This is a genomic window from Streptomyces sp. NPDC093221 (genome assembly GCF_044753885.1).
In the GTDB taxonomy this organism is placed as follows: Bacteria; Actinomycetota; Actinomycetes; order Streptomycetales; family Streptomycetaceae; genus Actinacidiphila.
On sequence record NZ_JBIVOA010000002.1, the window covers coordinates 613,097 to 627,880 of the forward strand.

The window sequence follows — 14,784 nt, forward strand, 5'->3', positions numbered from 1 at the left end:
TCAGGTAGGGCGCGGCTGCGTCCGGTCGCGCGGTGGCCTGTGCGGCCTCTGCGCGGGACCGGCAAGCGGCTGAAACCATGCGGCTGCCTCTCTCACAGATCTCACGGATTGCTTCGTCAATGCGGGATCGAATCGTTCTGCCGATTCGCACAACACCGGTATCGCGCGGCTCATTCCCGGTGGCACAGGGGGCGCGCGGGCGGATCGCGCGGAAGTCGCACGGCGGTCGTCCGCAGTCCGCGCCGGGGTCGTACGGCAAACGTGCTTGCCGGTATGGCAAAATCGACGCATGGCGGAGAAAGCACCCAAGGGCACGGACGACGGCGTCGAGCGCACTCTGGCCGAGGTCGGGCCGCGGTTGCGGGCGGCGCGGCTGGAGCGCGGGGTGACGCTGGCCGCGCTGGCGGAGGCGACCGGGATCTCGGTGAGCACCTTGTCGCGGCTGGAGTCGGGGCAGCGGCGCGCCACCCTCGAACTGCTGCTGCCGCTGGCCCGCGCGCACCAGATGCCGCTGGACGAGCTGGTGGGCGCGCCCGAGGTCGGCGACCCGCGGGTGCGCACGGTGCCGCGCAAGATGGACCACATGACGGTGCTGCCGCTGACCCGGCACCCCGGCGCGCTTCAGGCGTACAAGATGATCATCGAGCCGAACAAGCCCTGTGAGCAGCGCACCCACGAGGGCTACGAGTGGATCTACGTGCTCTCCGGGCGGCTGCGGCTGCTGCTCGCCGACAAGGATCTGGAGCTGCGGGCGGGCGAGGCAGCCGAGTTCGACACCCGGCTGCCGCACTGGTTCGGGCCCGCGGGGGACGAGACCGTCGAGGTGCTCAGCCTTTTCGGCCGCCAGGGCGAGCGGATGCATGTCCGAGCCCGGCCAGCCAGTCGCTGACGGCCCCGGTCAGCACGGCCAGCGCCGCGTCCTGCGTCAACTCCGCGCGCTTGGGTACGGCGAACGAGTGATCGCCGTACGGCACCTCGACCGGTTCGTACCCGGCGGGGAACTCCGCGGGCCGCCCGAAGGTGTCGTTGCCGCCCTGCACGATCAGCAGCGGCCCGGCCGCGGCGCCCAGGTCCAGCTCGGCCGCGCGGGACTTCTCCGGCTTCCCCGGCGGGTGCAGCGGGAAGGACAGCGCGAGGACGGCCGCGGCGCCCAGCTCCTTCGCCGTACGGCAGGCCACCCGGGCGCCGGCGCTGCGTCCGCCCGCGACCACCGGCAGCCCCGGCTCCGCCAGCGCGGGCCATACCGCCGTCCACCCGGTGTCCAGCGTCTTGGGCGCGGGCGCCAGCTTCTTGCCCGCCACCCGCCAGGGCTGCTCGACCAGTGCCACGGTCACGCCGTGCGGGGGCAGCGCCGCCGCGAGCGCGGCCAGGTCGCGGGCCTCGATGCCGCCGCCCGCGCCGTGGCCGAGCGCGAGGACCGCGCGGGCGGCGCGGGCGCGGTGCCAGGTGACGCGGGCCTCGCCCGCGGGGGTGCCGACCGTTTCCACCGACCGCTCGGGGGACGGGGACGCTGTGTGTGCTGCGCGTGCTGTCATCAGAACAGCGTCTCCTCCTCGGGCGCCTCCAGCTCCGTCAGCAGCTCCGGTCCGTTGTTCTTCACACTGCTCACACCGGTGCCGACCGGATAGGCGCGCATCAGGCCGCCGGGCGGCGGGGCGAGCAGGGCGCCGAGCGTGTCGGGGTCGGTGGTGGCCGGGTCGAGCCAGGCGTTCCAGCGGTCGGGGGTCATCATCAGCGGCATCCGGGGGTGGATGTCGGTGAGCGAGCGCGGACCCTCGCCCGCGTATCCGGCCAGGGTGTCGGTCTCGGCCGCCGTGGTGATCACCGTGCAGGTGGCCCACCAGGCCATCGGGTGGTCGTCGGGCAGCGTCCGGTCGCGCCAGAACTCGTACAACCCGGCCATCGCCATCACCGAGCCGTCGGCGGGCGTCACGAAATACGGCTGTTTGCGGGACCGCTTCTTCCTGCCCTGCTCCTCCAGCGCGCGCTCCTCGGGCGCCGTCACCCACTCGTAATAGCCGTCGGCGGGTATCAGGCAGCGCCGGGCGGTGAGCGCGCGGCGGAAGGACGGCTTCTCGTGCACCGTCTCGGCCCGCGCGTTGATCAGTTTGGCCGCTCCTTCCGGCGACTTGGCCCACGACGGGACCAGGCCCCAGCGCAGCACGCGCAACTGTCTGACCGGTTCCGGGGAACCGGAGTCGCGCACGGGACGGTCAAGCACCGCGTAGACGTCCTTCGTCGGCGCGACGTTCCAATCGGGGGCGATGGTCTCGGTGGGGTCCCACTTACGGACTTCGAAGAGTCCTGCGAGATCCTCTGGTTTCCGGCTCGCCGCATATCGACCGCACATAGGTGCCAGACTGCCACGACCGTGGACCCGAACGGCCCACGGTCCGCCCTTTCGCAAGCCCCCGGCACTCCCCTCCGCAGCCCCCTAGTAGCAAGGACTGGCCACGTCATGAACGTCGCGAGCGTCACCGAGATGTGGGACCGGCTGACGGGGACACAGCCCGATCCCTCGCGCTGGCTGATCGGCGCGACGGCGCTGCTCGCGCTGGCGGCCGTACTGCTGCGGCGGGTGTGGCACGTCACGCGCAACGCGGTGACGATCGCGCACGAGGGCGGTCACGGGCTGCTCGCGCTGCTGACCGGGCGGCGCCTGGAGGGCATACGCCTGCACTCGGACACCTCGGGCCTGACCGTCTCGCGCGGCAAGCCGCACGGGGTGGGCATGGTGCTGACGGCCGCCGCCGGGTACACCGCGCCGCCGCTGCTGGGCCTTGCGGGCGCGGGGCTGCTGGCATCCGGCCACATCACCGCGCTGCTGTGGGGCGCGACGGCGCTGCTGCTGGTCATGCTCGTGATGATCCGCAACGCGTACGGGGCGCTGACCGTGGTGGTCACCGGCGCGATCTTCCTGCTGGTGTCCTGGCTGACCAAGGCGCAGGTACAGGCGGCGTTCGCGTATCTGGTGGTGTGGTTCCTGCTGGTCGGCGGCGCGCGGCCGGTCGCCGAGCTGCAACGTACGCGGCGCCGTGAGCGCTCCGGCACCTCGGACGCGGACCAGCTCGCCCGGCTCACGCACACTCCGGCGGCCCTGTGGCTGCTCCTCTTCTACGCGGTCGCGATCTGCTCGCTGGTGGGCGGCGCCCGGTGGCTGCTCCTCCAATAACGCGGTGACCGCGGTGACGGGAGTGACGGGGAACACCCACCGTGGCGGCCGTGGCGGCCCCGGCGGAGAGAACGGCCGGGGCAACGGGGGCAGACCGGCGCACAGACCCACGGCACTGGCCCCGCGCATGAGCCCGGCGCACGACCCCGGCGCATGTGGCCGAGAGTGACAGCACCTGTTTCCGGCAGATTTCGCCGCATTCGCCGTCCTATCTCCCTGTGCCTGAGCCACTACGCTTGGGCCCCATGAGCGACAGCACCGCGCAGACCGCCCTCTGGCCGGCCCCGACCGCGCCCCGCGCCGTGGACGCGACCGTCACGGTGCCCGGCTCGAAGTCGGTGACCAACCGCGCTCTGGTGCTCGCCGCGCACTCCACGGAACCCGGATGGGTGCGCCGTCCCCTGCGCAGCCGCGACACGGTCCTGATGGCCGACGCGCTGCGCGCCATGGGCGTGCAGATCGACGAGACGGTCAACCCGTCCGGCGGCGAGGCGTGGCGGATCATCCCCGCCGGGCTCCACGGCCCCGCCCGGATCGACGTCGGCAACGCGGGCACCGTGATGCGCTTCCTGCCGCCGGTCGCCGCGCTCGCCGACGGCCCGGTCCGCTTCGAGGGCGACGCGCGGGCGTACGAGCGTCCGCTGCACGGCGTGATCGACGCGCTGCGCGCGCTGGGGGCCAGGATCGACGACGAGGGCCGCGGCTCCCTGCCGCTGACCGTGAACGGCGCGGGCTCGCTGTCCGGCGGGAGCGTGTCCGTGGACGCGTCGTCGTCCTCGCAGTTCGTCAGCGCGCTGCTGCTGTCCGCGCCGCGCTTCAACCGGGGCCTCGAACTGCGGCACACCGGCCGCACCCTGCCGTCCCAGCCGCACATCCGGATGACCGTGGACATGCTGCGGAAGGCCGGCGCCAAGGTGGACGCCCCGCAGGACGGCGGCGCGCGCAATGTGTGGCGGGTGGCGCCGAGCGCGCTGCTCGGCCGGGACCTGACGGTGGAGCCCGACCTGTCCAACGCGGCGCCGTTCCTGGCCGCCGCGCTGATCACCGGCGGCCGGGTGACCATCCCGGACTGGCCGCGCCGCACCACCCAGCCGGGTGACGCGCTGCGCACGCTGTTCACCGCGATGGGCGGCTCGTACGAGCTGACCGAGCAGGGGCTGACGCTCAGCGGCACCGGCCGGGTGCTCGGCATCACCGCCGATCTGCACGAGGTCGGCGAGCTGACCCCGGTGATCGCGGCGGTCGCGGCGCTGGCCGAGGGCGAGAGCGTGCTGACCGGCATCGCGCATCTGCGGCTGCACGAGACCGACCGGCTGGCCGCGCTGGCCAAGGAGATCAACGAGCTGGGCGGTGACGTCACCGAGACCGAGGACGGCCTGCGCATCCGGCCGACCACCCTGCACGGCGGGGTCTTCCACACCTACGAGGACCACCGGCTGGCGACCGCCGCGGCCGTCCTGGGCCTGACCGTGGACGGCGTCCAGGTGGAGAACGTGGCGACGACCGCGAAGACCCTGCCCGAATTCCCCGAGCTGTGGACGGCGATGCTCGCGGGCCGCGCGCCCGCGCCGGGGATCTCCACGCCGGGCGCCGTCACCCCGGGCGCCGCCGCACCGGAGACAGCGGAGACAACCGGCACAGCGGACCCGACGGATACGGCGGACGCGACGGACACGGCAGACACAGCGGACACCACCGCACCGGGCCGGGGCTGAGGACCGCCGTGCGCCGCTACGGAAAGAACCCCGACGAGGACGACGTCAGAGTCCGCCCCAACGCCAAGGGCAACCGGCCGCGCAGCACGATCAGGCCCAAGCACGAGGACGCCACCGAGGGCATGGTGCTGACCGTGGACCGCGGGCGGCTGACCGTGCTGGTCGACGACCGCGAGGTGGTCGCGATGAAGGCCCGCGAACTGGGCCGCAAGTCGATGGTGGTCGGCGACCGGGTCGCGGTCGTCGGCGACCTGTCGGGCGCGAAGGACACCCTGGCCCGGATCGTACGGATCGAGCCGCGCAAGTCGGTGCTGCGGCGGACGGCCGACGACGACGACCCGTTCGAGCGGGTGGTGGTCGCCAACGCCGACCAGCTCGCGATCGTCACGGCGCTGGCCGACCCCGAGCCGCGCCCCCGGATGATCGACCGCTGCCTGGTCGCGGCCTTCGACGCGGGCCTGAAGCCGCTGCTGGTGCTCACCAAGTCCGATCTGGCCCCGGCCGCGCCGCTGTTGGAGACGTACGGCGCGCTGGACCTGGCGTATGTGGTGACCAACAGGGACGACTTCCTGACCGGCGGGGTCGACCAGATCCGCGAGCGGCTGGCCGGGCATGTGACGGCCTTCGTCGGCCACAGCGGCGTCGGAAAGACCACGCTGGTCAACGCGCTGGTGGAGCGTCAGCGCACCACCGGCTCGGTGAACGCGGTGACCGGGCGCGGCCGGCACACCACCACCTCGGCGCTCGCGCTGCCGCTGCCGGGCGACACGGGATGGGTGATCGACACCCCGGGCGTACGGTCGTTCGGCCTGCACCACATCGATCCGTCGCGGGTCATCCACGCCTTCCCCGACCTGGAGCCGGGCACCGAGGAGTGCCCGCGCGGCTGCTCGCACGACGAGCCGGAGTGCGCGCTGGACGCGTGGGTCGCGGCGGGGCACGCCGAGCCCGCCCGGCTGGACTCGCTGCGGCGGCTGCTGGCCACCCGCGAGCGGCGCGAGGGAGACTGACGCGCTTTCGGCGACCGGAGGGGCGGTTTCCGGGCAGGCTGTGTGATGATCGACAGCGCACACAGGTTTCGGAGACGGAGTGGGAACGGGAGGCACCCGATGGCCTGGCTGCTCGTGGTGGTCGCAGGCATCCTTGAGACGGGGTTCGCGGTCTGCCTCAAGCTGTCGCACGGCTTCACCCGTATCTGGCCGACCATCGCCTTCGCCCTGTTCGCGCTGGGCTCCTTCGGTCTGCTGACGCTGTCGCTGAAGAAGCTGGACGTCGGCCCGGCGTACGCCGTCTGGACCGGCATCGGCGCGGCGGGCACCGCGATCTACGGCATGATCTTCCTCGGCGACGTCGTCTCCACGCTGAAGATCGTGTCCATCTCGTTGGTGATCGCGGGCGTCATCGGCCTCCAGATCTCCGGCTCGGCGCACTGACGGTTCACGGGCGGCGCCCGCGCGGACCGTGGCCCGCTACGGCTCCTCCCCCGTCGCGGGCCACGACAGCAGGCTGCGGACGAGCTGCGCCACCCGCAGACACGCCTCCTCGTCACTTGCGGCGGGCGCGATCACGTACGACAGGGTGAGCCGGATCGCCGCCTCGCAGGCCCATCCGATGTCCTGGGGCCGCAGCCGCGGGTAGCCGCGGACGAGCGCGTCGACCGTACGGGCCTTGAGGGATTCGACCAGGCCGCCGTCGGCGCCGGTGAGGGCGGCGGCGACCACCGGGCTGCGCCGGGCGGACCGCAGGGTCCAGCCCGCGGCGCCCGCGAAGCACTCCCCCGCGTCGGCGCCGACCCGGCCCGCGGCGGCCAACTCGCGGTCGACACCGGCCAGATAGCCCTCGGTCTCGCGCCGGGCGAGGGCGCGCGCGAGCCCTTCCTTGCTGCTGAACTCGTTGTAGAGGGTCTGCCGCGACACCCCGGCCGCCGCCGCGACCTCGACCATCCGTACGGCTTCCCAGGGCCGGTCGCCGAGCGCGGCGAACGCCGCGTCCAGGAGCGATTCCCGCGCTGTAGGCATCATTGCCTCCAAGGCGCCACGAGGTGTCCGCGCGATGGCGCGGACAGCGGCCGTGCGGAAAGAATTGACGCGCTGTCCTGGTCTGTCAAGGTTGCGCGCAGGGCGGAGATGACCGGGACCAGGCGAGATCGCTACTGTTCGGCTTATGCCCGAATTCAACGACGATCTGCGCCTGGCCCACGTGCTGGCCGATGCCGCCGACGCCGCGACCATGGCCCGCTTCAAGGCGCTCGACCTCAAGGTCGAGACCAAGCCCGACCTGACGCCGGTGAGCGAGGCGGACAAGGCGGCCGAGGAGCTGATCCGGGGCCAGTTGGCGCGGGCGCGCCCGCGGGACGCGGTGCTCGGCGAGGAGTACGGCAGCCAGGGCGCGGGGCCGCGCCGCTGGGTGATCGACCCGATCGACGGCACCAAGAACTACGTGCGCGGCGTTCCGGTGTGGGCGACCCTGATCGCGCTGATGGTCCGCCGCGAGCAGGGCGACGAGAGCGTGGTCGGCGTGGTCTCCGCGCCCGCGCTCGGCCGCCGCTGGTGGGCGGCGAAGGGCGACGGCGCGTACACCGGCCGCAGCCTGTCGTCGGCGACCCGGCTGCACGTCTCGGGCGTGAGCCGGCTGGAGGACGCGTCCTTCGCGTACTCCTCGCTGAGCGGCTGGGAGGAGCGGGGGCGGCTCGACGGCTTCCTGCGCCTGTCGCGCGACGTCTGGCGCACCCGCGGCTACGGCGACTTCTGGCCGTACATGATGGTCGCCGAGGGTTCGGTGGACATCTGCGCGGAGCCCGAGCTGAGCACGTGGGACATGGCGGCCAACGACGTGATCGTGCGCGAGGCCGGTGGCCGCTTCACCTCGCTCGACGGCGAGCCGGGCCCCTTCGGCGGGAACGCGGCGGCCTCCAACGGCCTGCTGCACGAGGAGCTGCTGGGGTACGTGGGCGGTTCGGACGGCGTCGCCTAGCAGGTCGGAGCGGCGCGGCGCGAGCCGCGCGCGGCGGCGGGTCACCTCGCGGCGGGAGCTTCGCGCGCCCCCTTGCCGGTCCTCCGGGGGCGTGTGACTATGAAGGTGCCCCCGCTTGTGAACTTGTGAAACCGTTCACGCGAGCGTCTCCCGGCTCGCCGGACGGCGGTCCCGTGTGAGGGCTTCACACAAGGAGGTGCCCATCCCATGCTGGTCCGCGACGCGATGAGCACGGTGGTACTCACCATCGGCCCCGCCCACACCCTCCGCCAGGCCGCCCAGTTGATGTCCGCCCGCCGAGTCGGCGCGGCCATAGTCCTCGACACCGACACCTGCGGTCTCGGCATCCTCACCGAGCGCGACGTCCTCGACGCGATCGGGGACGGTCTCAGCCCCGACCGCGAACTCGCCCACGCCCACACCACGACCGATGTCGTCTTCGCCGCCCCGCAGTGGACCCTCGACGAGGCCGCCGCCGCCATGCTGCACGGCGGTTTCCGTCACCTGGTCGTCCTTGAGGGCCGCGATCCGATCGGCGTGGTCTCCGTCCGCGACATCATCCGCTGCTGGTCCGCGCAGCGGCCCGCGACACCGTCCACGACGCCGTCCGCGTCGCCGTCCACGACACCGACCGCGACCGCCCTGACCAGCGCGTAACCGCTTTTCGGAACGGCCGGCACGCTCGGCTTCGGAACGGCACACACGCGCCTTCGGTTCCGCACGCGGACGCGCAGAAGAGGCCGGAGCCCTTTGGCGTCCGGCCTCTTCGGCCAACGGCGAGCGACGGGTCAGGTGCGGAGGGCCTGGACCGCTGCCTCCAGTCGCTTGCCGTAGTCGGGGTCCGCGCGGCGGAAGTTGTCGACGGCGCGCTCGACGACGTCCTCGCGGGAGACCTTGGCGATGAAGCCCGCCAGGTTGTCGATCAGCCGGGTCTTCTCGTCCTCGGACATGAGCCGGTACAGGGTGCCCGCCTGCCCGAAGTCGTCGTCCTCGGCGTGCGCGGGCGCGGCGGAGTACCGGGGCGCGCCGGACACCTCGACGGGCTCCCACAGCGGGCGGCCGGTCTCGGCCGGGCCGCCGAAGCTGTTCGGCTCGTAGTTCTTGGCACCCTGGTGGCGGCCGTCGTAGAGGGCGCCGTCCCTGCTGTGCGTCCGCGCCTCGGTGGCGTGCGGACGGTTGACCGGCAGGTGGTCGGCGTTGACGCCGACCCGGTAGCGGTGCGCGTCGCCGTACGCGAACAGGCGGCCCTGGAGCATCTTGTCCGGGGACGGGCCGATGCCGGGCACGAAGTGCGCGGGGCTGAAGACCGACTGCTCGACCTCGGCGAAGACGTTCTCCGGGTTGCGGTTCAGCTCCAGCCTGCCGATCTCGACCGGCGGGTAGTCCGCGTGCGGCCACACCTTGGTGAGGTCGAACGGGTTGAAGCGGTACGTGGCCGCGTCCGCCGCGGGCATGATCTGCACCTGCACGGTCCAGGACGGGAACGCGCCGCGCTCGATCGCCTCGCGCAGGTCGCGCTGGTGGGAGTCGGGGTCCATGCCCGAGACGCGCACGGCCTCCCCGGTGGCGAGGTTCCTGATCCCCTGGTCGGTCTTGAAGTGGTACTTGACCCAGAAGACCTCTCCGGCCTCGTTGTTCCACTGGTAGGTGTGCGAGCCGTAGCCGTTCATGTGCCGGTAGCTGGCCGGGATGCCGCGGTCGCCGAAGAGCCAGGTCACCTGGTGTGTCGACTCCGGGCTGAGCCCCCAGAAGTCCCAGACGTTGTCCGCCTCCTGGGAGCCGGTGTACGGGTCGCGCTTCTGGGTGTGGATGAAGTCGGGGAACTTCAGGGCGTCCTTGATGAAGAACACCGGGGTGTTGTTGCCGACGAGGTCGTAGTTGCCCTCCTCGGTGTAGAACTTCAGCGCGAAGCCGCGCGGGTCGCGGACGGCGTCGGCCGAGCCGAGGTTGCCCGCGACGGTGGAGAAGCGCAGGAACGTCTCGGTCCGCTTGCCGACCTCGGACAGGAACTTCGCCCGCGTCCAGCGCGAGACGTCCCGGGTCAGCGTGAAGGTGCCGTACGCACCGGCGCCCCGCGCGTGCACGACCCGCTCCGGGATGCGCTCGCGGTTGAAGTGCGCGAGCTTCTCCAGCAGGTGCTGGCTCTGGACGAGCACCGGGCCGCCGAGGCCCGCCGTCTCGCTGTTCTGGTTGTCCGCGACCGGCGCTCCGGCCTCCGTGGTCAGCGCACTCGTGGTCAGCGGACCCGTCTCCTGAACCGTCACGTGCTTCTCCTCCAGATCGTCCGGCCCCCCGGCATGCCCATCGACTCGCGCCGGAGCCGATCCTACTCTGGACAATGTCTAAGTCAAGAAGAGAGCCAATAGAGGATGGGGGTCAGGAACAGACCCTTTCGATCCAGGTTGCCCCGCTGTTACCCTGGCTCGCATGAGCGACCTGCTGGAACGACTGCGCGAACGCGGCTGGCGGCTGACCGCCCAGCGGCGCGTGGTGGCGGAGGTCCTCGACGGCGACCATGTCCATCTCACCGCCGACGAGGTGCACGCGCGTGCCATCGCACGGCTGCCGGAGATCTCCCGCGCCACCGTGTACAACACGCTGGGCGAGATGGTGAGCATCGGCGAGATCATCGAGGTCGCCACCGACGGCCGCGCCAAGCGCTACGACCCCAACGCGCACCGGCCGCACCAGCACCTGGTCTGCTCCCGCTGCGGCACCATCCGCGACGTCCACCCGCACGGCGACCCGCTCGCGGCCCTCCCCCCGACCGAACGCTTCGGCTTCGCGGTCCAGGCGGCCGAGGTCACCTACCGGGGACTGTGCCCGGACTGCTCGTAGGCACGGTCCGCTCGCAGGCCCTGCCGCCGATCCGCTCGGCGGCCCTGCGTACGGCCGGTTCCGTACGGGTCCTGCCGACCCACAGGGTCTCCACCGGGACATCGGCCGGCACTCGGGCCAGCGCCTCGAACACCTCGCGCGCCACGCCCGGATCGGGGTCGGTCGCCAACGGGCCGAGCAGGCCGACCAGTTCGGCGGGCTTGGCCAGCCGTCCGATCGCGCGGGCGGCGGCCCTGCGCACCATCGGCGGCCAGTTCTCGGCATGATCGCGCTCGCGGGGTCCGAGCAGCCGCGTCAGCAGCGCCGCGTCGGAGGCGTCCCCGCACTCCCCGAGACCGGCCGCCAGTCCCGCGACGAGCCGGGGCGCGGTCGTCCTGCCGACCTTGCGGAGCTGCCTGCGGTAGACGTCGGCGGGCGGCTCCCCGCGCCGGTACAACTGCCAACGGGCCTGCGCCCGTACCATCCTGGCCCGGTCGGCCAGCGGCGCGACCAGCCGCGTGGCGGGCACGTCGCCGGGCAGCGCGGCCACCGCCAGCTCCCGTACGCCCGCGCCGCGCGCCCACATCAACCGGCCCGCCTGGTCGGGGTCGAGCTCCAGCAGCCGCTGTGCGCAGAGCCTGCGGCAGACCTGGTCGCGGTCGTGCAGCGCGGTCCGCAGCAGGTCGCCGCGGACGTAACTGCCGAGGTCCAGGGCGAGTTCGACGCCGAAGCGGCGGGCCAGCGGGTCGGAGTCGGCGGCCAGCGCCCGCACGGCGCGGCGGTGCGGAGGCTCGCTCAGCACCGCGCGGTACGAGGCGAGCAGCCCGCCCGCCCGGCGCCTGCCGCCGAGCCTGAGCAGGACGCGGACGGCCGCGGCCACCTCGTCCGGCGCGTTGCGGGCCACCAGGGCGGCGGTGGCGCGCTCGCTCACCTCCGGCACCCAGTCGACCGTCCGCAGGGCGAGCGCGGCCACGGCCAGCGGCCCGCCGCACCCGGCCAGGCTCTCGACGGCCCCGGCCCGCACCCGGCCGTCCTCGTCGAGCGAGGCCAGCAGCAGACGCAGCGGATCGACACCGGCGTGGCCGCCGGCGGCCCAGCGGTGGGCGCCGCCGCCGTGCCAGGGCCTGGCGTGCCGGTCGAGCAGCAGCAGGAGGTCCGCGGGAGCGTCGCCGAGCGCGGCGAGCGCGGCGGCCCTGTCGTACGGCGGTCCGTCCTCGACGACGGCGCGCAGGCCCGCGAGCAAGGTCACCGCGTCCTCGCGACGCCCGCCGAGCGCGGCCTCGCACCAGCGCTGCCAGCGTCCCGTGTCCACCACGGTGACACCCGCCTCGGATCGCCCTCGCCGCCTGCGCAGCAATCCCGCCTCCTCGCCCGTCGTACCCGACCAGGATCGCGCGCGAAGGTGCCGCGCCCAAGACGGTTCGGCGGGTCTTTGCCCGAATAAGAAGCCCGCACAAGGAGACTAAGAGAAAGCGCGTGGTGCCGCCGCGCGCGCAGCGCCCAGCGACCCGGCCCCGGAGCCCGGCCGACGACCGGTGTCGCACAGGAAGAAGGCCCGGAAGCCAATGGCTTCCGGGCCTTCTTTTTCCGTAGCGGGGACAGGATTTGAACCTGCGACCTCTGGGTTATGAGCCCAGCGAGCTACCGAGCTGCTCCACCCCGCGTCGTTGTGCCCTCACTGTAGACCAGCGTTCCTGACCAGCGCAAATCCATAGGCGGGCGACCGTCGGAGCGGGTGGCCATTCCGGCTGAGGGGTGCCCCGGGCGGGGCGCCCCTCAGCCGGAAACGGTCAGGAACCGTACGGATGACCTGGTCAACCGCCGCTGACGACCGTCGGCTCACGCGGTCAGCTCGTGCTTGACCGCGGCGGTCAGCCGGGCCGCGCGCTCGGCGACCTCGGCGGGCCCGTAGGTGACCGCGCGGGAGCACCAGTGCTGCGCCTCGGCCAGCTCGCCGCGCCGGGCGGAGAGCAGCGCCATCCGCAGGGCGGCGCGGCCGTGCCCGGCGTCCGCGGCCCGCGTCCACCACATGGCGGCCTCGGGCTCGGCGCCCTCGCGGGCCAGCAGCAGCCCGAGGTTGAAGGCCCCGTTGCGGGAACCGGCCTCGGCGGCCTGCCGGTACCAGTGCGCCGCGTCCACCACGTCCCCGCGCTTGGCGGCGCACATGCCGAGCCGTACCTGGGCGCGGCGGTGCCCCTGCCGGGCGGCCCGCTCGTACCACTCCTCGGCCTCGACGCTGCCCGTGGCCTCCACGCCCGCGTCGCCCTCGTCCCGCTCGCGCTGCCTGCGCTCCAGGAGCGCGCCGAGCCGGAAGGCGGCCTCCGGGCTGCCGCCGCCCGCGGCGCACCGCAGGTGCCGCTCGGCGGCGTGGTGGTCGCCGTCGCGCTGGAGCGCGATGGCCACCTGGAGGGCGGCCTCGGCGTGCCCGGCGGCGGCGGCCCGCTCGTACCAGGCGCGCGCGGTGTCGGCCTCCTCGCGCCCGGCGTGCAGGATGCCGAGGTTGAAGGCGGCGTCGATGCTGCCCGCCTCCGCGGCCTTGGAGAACCACGGCTCGGCGCCCATCGCGTCGCCGCGCTGGAGCAGCAGCACGGCCAGCGCGTTGGCGGCCTCGCGGTGTCCGGCGTACGCGGCCTTGCGGTACCACTGCTCGGCCTGCGCGTTGCGGCTCTGGCCCGCGCAGAGCAGGCCGAGGTTGTAGGCGCCGTTGATGTCGCCCGCGTCCAGGGCCGTGCGGTACCAGCGCTCGGCGGTCTGCGTCTCGCCCTCCTGGGCGTGCAGCGCGCCGAGCGCGTTGGCGGCCTGGCCGTCGCCCGCCTGGGCGGCGCGCCGCCACCAGGTGGCGGCCTGGTCGATGTCGCCCGCGTCGCGCAGCAGGAACGCCAGCGCGCAGGCGGCCCGCGCCTCGCCGTCCCTGGCGGCCGTCAGATACCAGCGGCCCGCCTCCGCCTGCTCGCCGCGCTCCTCCAGGAGCGTGCCCAGGCGCAGCGCGGCCCGCCGGTGGCGGCGCGCGGCGGCCTGCCGGTACCACTGCTCGGCCTCGTGGTTCTGGCCGCGCGCGGCGCATATCCGGGCGAGGCGGTACGCGGCCTCGCGGTGGCCGTGCTCGGCCGCGGCGCGGAACCAGCGCTCGGCGCCGCTCTCGCGCCGGTGTTCGAGCAGGTCGGCCAGCGCGTACGCGCCCAGCGTGTGGCCGGACTCGGCGGCCTGCCGCAGCCAGTACTCGGCCGCGGGCTCGTCGCCGCGCTCGCGGTAGTGCCGGCCCAGCGCGTGCGCGGCGGGCGCGGAGCCCGCCACGGCGGCGGTCCGCCACCAGTCGGCCGCCTCGTCGGCGTAACCGCGCTGGTGCAGCAGCAGGGCCAGGTTGTTGGCGGCGGCGCGGTCCCCGTGCGTGACGGCGGCGCGCAGGTACGGCTCCGCGCCGTCGAGGTCGCCGCGGCGCAGCAGCAGCGTGCCGAGCGCGCTCATGGCGTACGGGTCGCCGAGGTCGGCGGCGTGCCGGTGGCGCGCCTCGATCTCGGCCTCCTCGCGGAGCGCGAGGCCGTCCTCGTCGGTCGGTTCGGGAAGCCCGGGCAGGTCGTTGAGCCCGGCGGCCGGGACCGGGGCGGCGACGGGCCCCAGGGACCGGGTGGCCACCGTCCCGGTGGACGCGGTGAGTTCGGCGGACGCGGGCTGCTCAGCCGACGGGCGCGGTGCGGGCAGCAGCGCGGTCGCGGTGACGGGCACGGTCGCGGACGCGGTCACGGGCGTCGAAGCCGACTCCTGGGCCAACCTTTCGGTCGACATGTCGACATCGCCCGTAGAACCACGCCGTTCGTGGATCTGACGAGTGTTCAGCAGTCTTGCACCATCCCCCATGAGGTCCATCGTCGCACCGTCCACTACCGCCGTACACCTGGTATACCGCAACCCGATTGGTCACTTCAGCGGTTTGTCGACTTCCCGACAAGGCGGCTTGCGAAACCCCGTTCGCCGAACATCCCCCATATAAGTGAAGAGGGCCAAAGTCAGTTGACTTTGGCCCTCTTCGTACAGTAGCGGGGACAGGATTTGAACCTGCGACCTCTGGGTTATGAGCCCAGCGAGCTACCGAGCTGCTCCACCCCGCGT

Annotated in this window: 14 protein-coding genes and 2 tRNA genes; 8 read left to right on the forward strand and 8 right to left on the reverse strand. The window is 73.3% G+C overall.

Annotation, left to right across the window (positions count from 1 at the left end):
* Positions 1-289 precede the first annotated feature (289 nt).
* Positions 290-889 (forward strand): helix-turn-helix domain-containing protein, encoded by a 600-nt coding sequence (locus tag ACIQCJ_RS08645; RefSeq protein ID WP_391044359.1) that lies wholly within the window; start codon positions 290-292, stop codon positions 887-889.
* Here the strand turns inward: ACIQCJ_RS08645 and ACIQCJ_RS08650 are convergent.
* Together ACIQCJ_RS08650 and ACIQCJ_RS08655 are read right to left on the reverse strand one after the other, a co-directional pair.
* Complete coding sequence (locus ACIQCJ_RS08650; RefSeq protein ID WP_402711039.1) at positions 828-1,535, reverse strand: alpha/beta family hydrolase; 708 nt, start codon at positions 1,533-1,535, stop codon at positions 828-830. The two genes, ACIQCJ_RS08645 and ACIQCJ_RS08650, sit on opposite strands and share 62 nt — an antisense overlap.
* On the reverse strand, positions 1,535-2,350 hold the full coding sequence (locus ACIQCJ_RS08655; protein ID WP_401306498.1) for an SOS response-associated peptidase: 816 nt from the start codon (positions 2,348-2,350) through the stop codon (positions 1,535-1,537). The genes ACIQCJ_RS08650 and ACIQCJ_RS08655 overlap by 1 nt, the downstream gene beginning before the upstream one ends.
* A 108-nt stretch (positions 2,351-2,458) precedes the next feature.
* Here ACIQCJ_RS08655 and ACIQCJ_RS08660 point away from each other — a divergent pair, with 108 nt between their 5' ends.
* The 4 genes from ACIQCJ_RS08660 (at position 2,459) to ACIQCJ_RS08675 (ending at position 6,320) form a co-directional block, all read left to right on the forward strand.
* Positions 2,459-3,172 carry a M50 family metallopeptidase gene (locus ACIQCJ_RS08660; protein WP_355347350.1) on the forward strand — a complete coding sequence of 238 codons (714 nt, stop codon included), beginning with the start codon at positions 2,459-2,461 and terminating at the stop codon, positions 3,170-3,172.
* Positions 3,173-3,417: 245 nt separating this feature from the next.
* Complete coding sequence (aroA, locus tag ACIQCJ_RS08665) at positions 3,418-4,887, forward strand: 3-phosphoshikimate 1-carboxyvinyltransferase (RefSeq protein ID WP_402711040.1); 1,470 nt, start codon at positions 3,418-3,420, stop codon at positions 4,885-4,887.
* Between the two features lie 8 nt (positions 4,888-4,895).
* The gene (gene rsgA / locus ACIQCJ_RS08670; protein ID WP_391044347.1) at positions 4,896-5,897 is read left to right on the forward strand and encodes a ribosome small subunit-dependent GTPase A; all 1,002 of its coding nucleotides are present in this window, start codon (positions 4,896-4,898) and stop codon (positions 5,895-5,897) included.
* Between the two features lie 99 nt (positions 5,898-5,996).
* Positions 5,997-6,320, forward strand: coding sequence for a multidrug efflux SMR transporter (locus ACIQCJ_RS08675; RefSeq protein WP_355347359.1), 324 nt, complete (start codon positions 5,997-5,999; stop codon positions 6,318-6,320).
* A gap of 36 nt (positions 6,321-6,356) precedes the next feature.
* On the opposite strand, the gene ACIQCJ_RS08680 is transcribed toward ACIQCJ_RS08675, so the two are convergent.
* Positions 6,357-6,905, reverse strand: coding sequence for a TetR family transcriptional regulator (locus ACIQCJ_RS08680; protein WP_391122323.1), 549 nt, complete (start codon positions 6,903-6,905; stop codon positions 6,357-6,359).
* Between the two features lie 145 nt (positions 6,906-7,050).
* Between ACIQCJ_RS08680 and hisN the strand changes: the two genes are divergently transcribed.
* Positions 7,051-7,860, forward strand: coding sequence for a histidinol-phosphatase (gene hisN / locus ACIQCJ_RS08685; RefSeq protein WP_402711041.1), 810 nt, complete (start codon positions 7,051-7,053; stop codon positions 7,858-7,860).
* A gap of 207 nt (positions 7,861-8,067) precedes the next feature.
* On the forward strand, positions 8,068-8,517 hold the full coding sequence (locus ACIQCJ_RS08690; RefSeq protein ID WP_402711042.1) for a cyclic nucleotide-binding/CBS domain-containing protein: 450 nt from the start codon (positions 8,068-8,070) through the stop codon (positions 8,515-8,517).
* A gap of 131 nt (positions 8,518-8,648) precedes the next feature.
* Here ACIQCJ_RS08690 and ACIQCJ_RS08695 read toward each other — a convergent pair whose 3' ends face one another.
* Positions 8,649-10,100 (reverse strand): catalase, encoded by a 1,452-nt coding sequence (locus tag ACIQCJ_RS08695; protein ID WP_402711276.1) that lies wholly within the window; start codon positions 10,098-10,100, stop codon positions 8,649-8,651.
* A gap of 187 nt (positions 10,101-10,287) precedes the next feature.
* Between ACIQCJ_RS08695 and ACIQCJ_RS08700 the strand changes: the two genes are divergently transcribed.
* Positions 10,288-10,698, forward strand: coding sequence for a Fur family transcriptional regulator (locus ACIQCJ_RS08700; RefSeq protein WP_355347371.1), 411 nt, complete (start codon positions 10,288-10,290; stop codon positions 10,696-10,698).
* On the opposite strand, the gene ACIQCJ_RS08705 is transcribed toward ACIQCJ_RS08700, so the two are convergent.
* The 4 genes from ACIQCJ_RS08705 to ACIQCJ_RS08720 form a co-directional block, all read right to left on the reverse strand.
* Complete coding sequence (locus ACIQCJ_RS08705) at positions 10,664-11,992, reverse strand: HEAT repeat domain-containing protein (protein WP_391161621.1); 1,329 nt, start codon at positions 11,990-11,992, stop codon at positions 10,664-10,666. The two genes, ACIQCJ_RS08700 and ACIQCJ_RS08705, sit on opposite strands and share 35 nt — an antisense overlap.
* Positions 11,993-12,267: 275 nt before the next feature.
* Positions 12,268-12,341 (reverse strand) — tRNA-Met (locus tag ACIQCJ_RS08710).
* A 175-nt stretch (positions 12,342-12,516) separates the two neighbouring features.
* A complete protein-coding gene (locus tag ACIQCJ_RS08715) occupies positions 12,517-14,460 on the reverse strand; it encodes a tetratricopeptide repeat protein (RefSeq protein WP_402711043.1) in 1,944 nt (647 codons plus the stop codon).
* Between the two features lie 249 nt (positions 14,461-14,709).
* A tRNA-Met gene (locus ACIQCJ_RS08720) sits at positions 14,710-14,783 on the reverse strand.
* Position 14,784 lies beyond the last annotated feature (1 nt).

Coding starts and splice junctions, on each gene's coding strand:
- ACIQCJ_RS08645 (WP_391044359.1), top strand. CDS start 290: ATGGCGGAGAAAGCACCCAAGGGCACGGACGACGGCGTCGAGCGCACT.
- ACIQCJ_RS08650 (WP_402711039.1), bottom strand. CDS start 1,535: ATGACAGCACGCGCAGCACACACAGCGTCCCCGTCCCCCGAGCGGTCG.
- ACIQCJ_RS08655 (WP_401306498.1), bottom strand. CDS start 2,350: ATGTGCGGTCGATATGCGGCGAGCCGGAAACCAGAGGATCTCGCAGGA.
- ACIQCJ_RS08660 (WP_355347350.1), top strand. CDS start 2,459: ATGAACGTCGCGAGCGTCACCGAGATGTGGGACCGGCTGACGGGGACA.
- aroA (WP_402711040.1), top strand. CDS start 3,418: ATGAGCGACAGCACCGCGCAGACCGCCCTCTGGCCGGCCCCGACCGCG.
- ACIQCJ_RS08675 (WP_355347359.1), top strand. CDS start 5,997: ATGGCCTGGCTGCTCGTGGTGGTCGCAGGCATCCTTGAGACGGGGTTC.
- ACIQCJ_RS08680 (WP_391122323.1), bottom strand. CDS start 6,905: ATGCCTACAGCGCGGGAATCGCTCCTGGACGCGGCGTTCGCCGCGCTC.
- hisN (WP_402711041.1), top strand. CDS start 7,051: ATGCCCGAATTCAACGACGATCTGCGCCTGGCCCACGTGCTGGCCGAT.
- ACIQCJ_RS08690 (WP_402711042.1), top strand. CDS start 8,068: ATGCTGGTCCGCGACGCGATGAGCACGGTGGTACTCACCATCGGCCCC.
- ACIQCJ_RS08700 (WP_355347371.1), top strand. CDS start 10,288: ATGAGCGACCTGCTGGAACGACTGCGCGAACGCGGCTGGCGGCTGACC.
- ACIQCJ_RS08715 (WP_402711043.1), bottom strand. CDS start 14,460: ATGTCGACCGAAAGGTTGGCCCAGGAGTCGGCTTCGACGCCCGTGACC.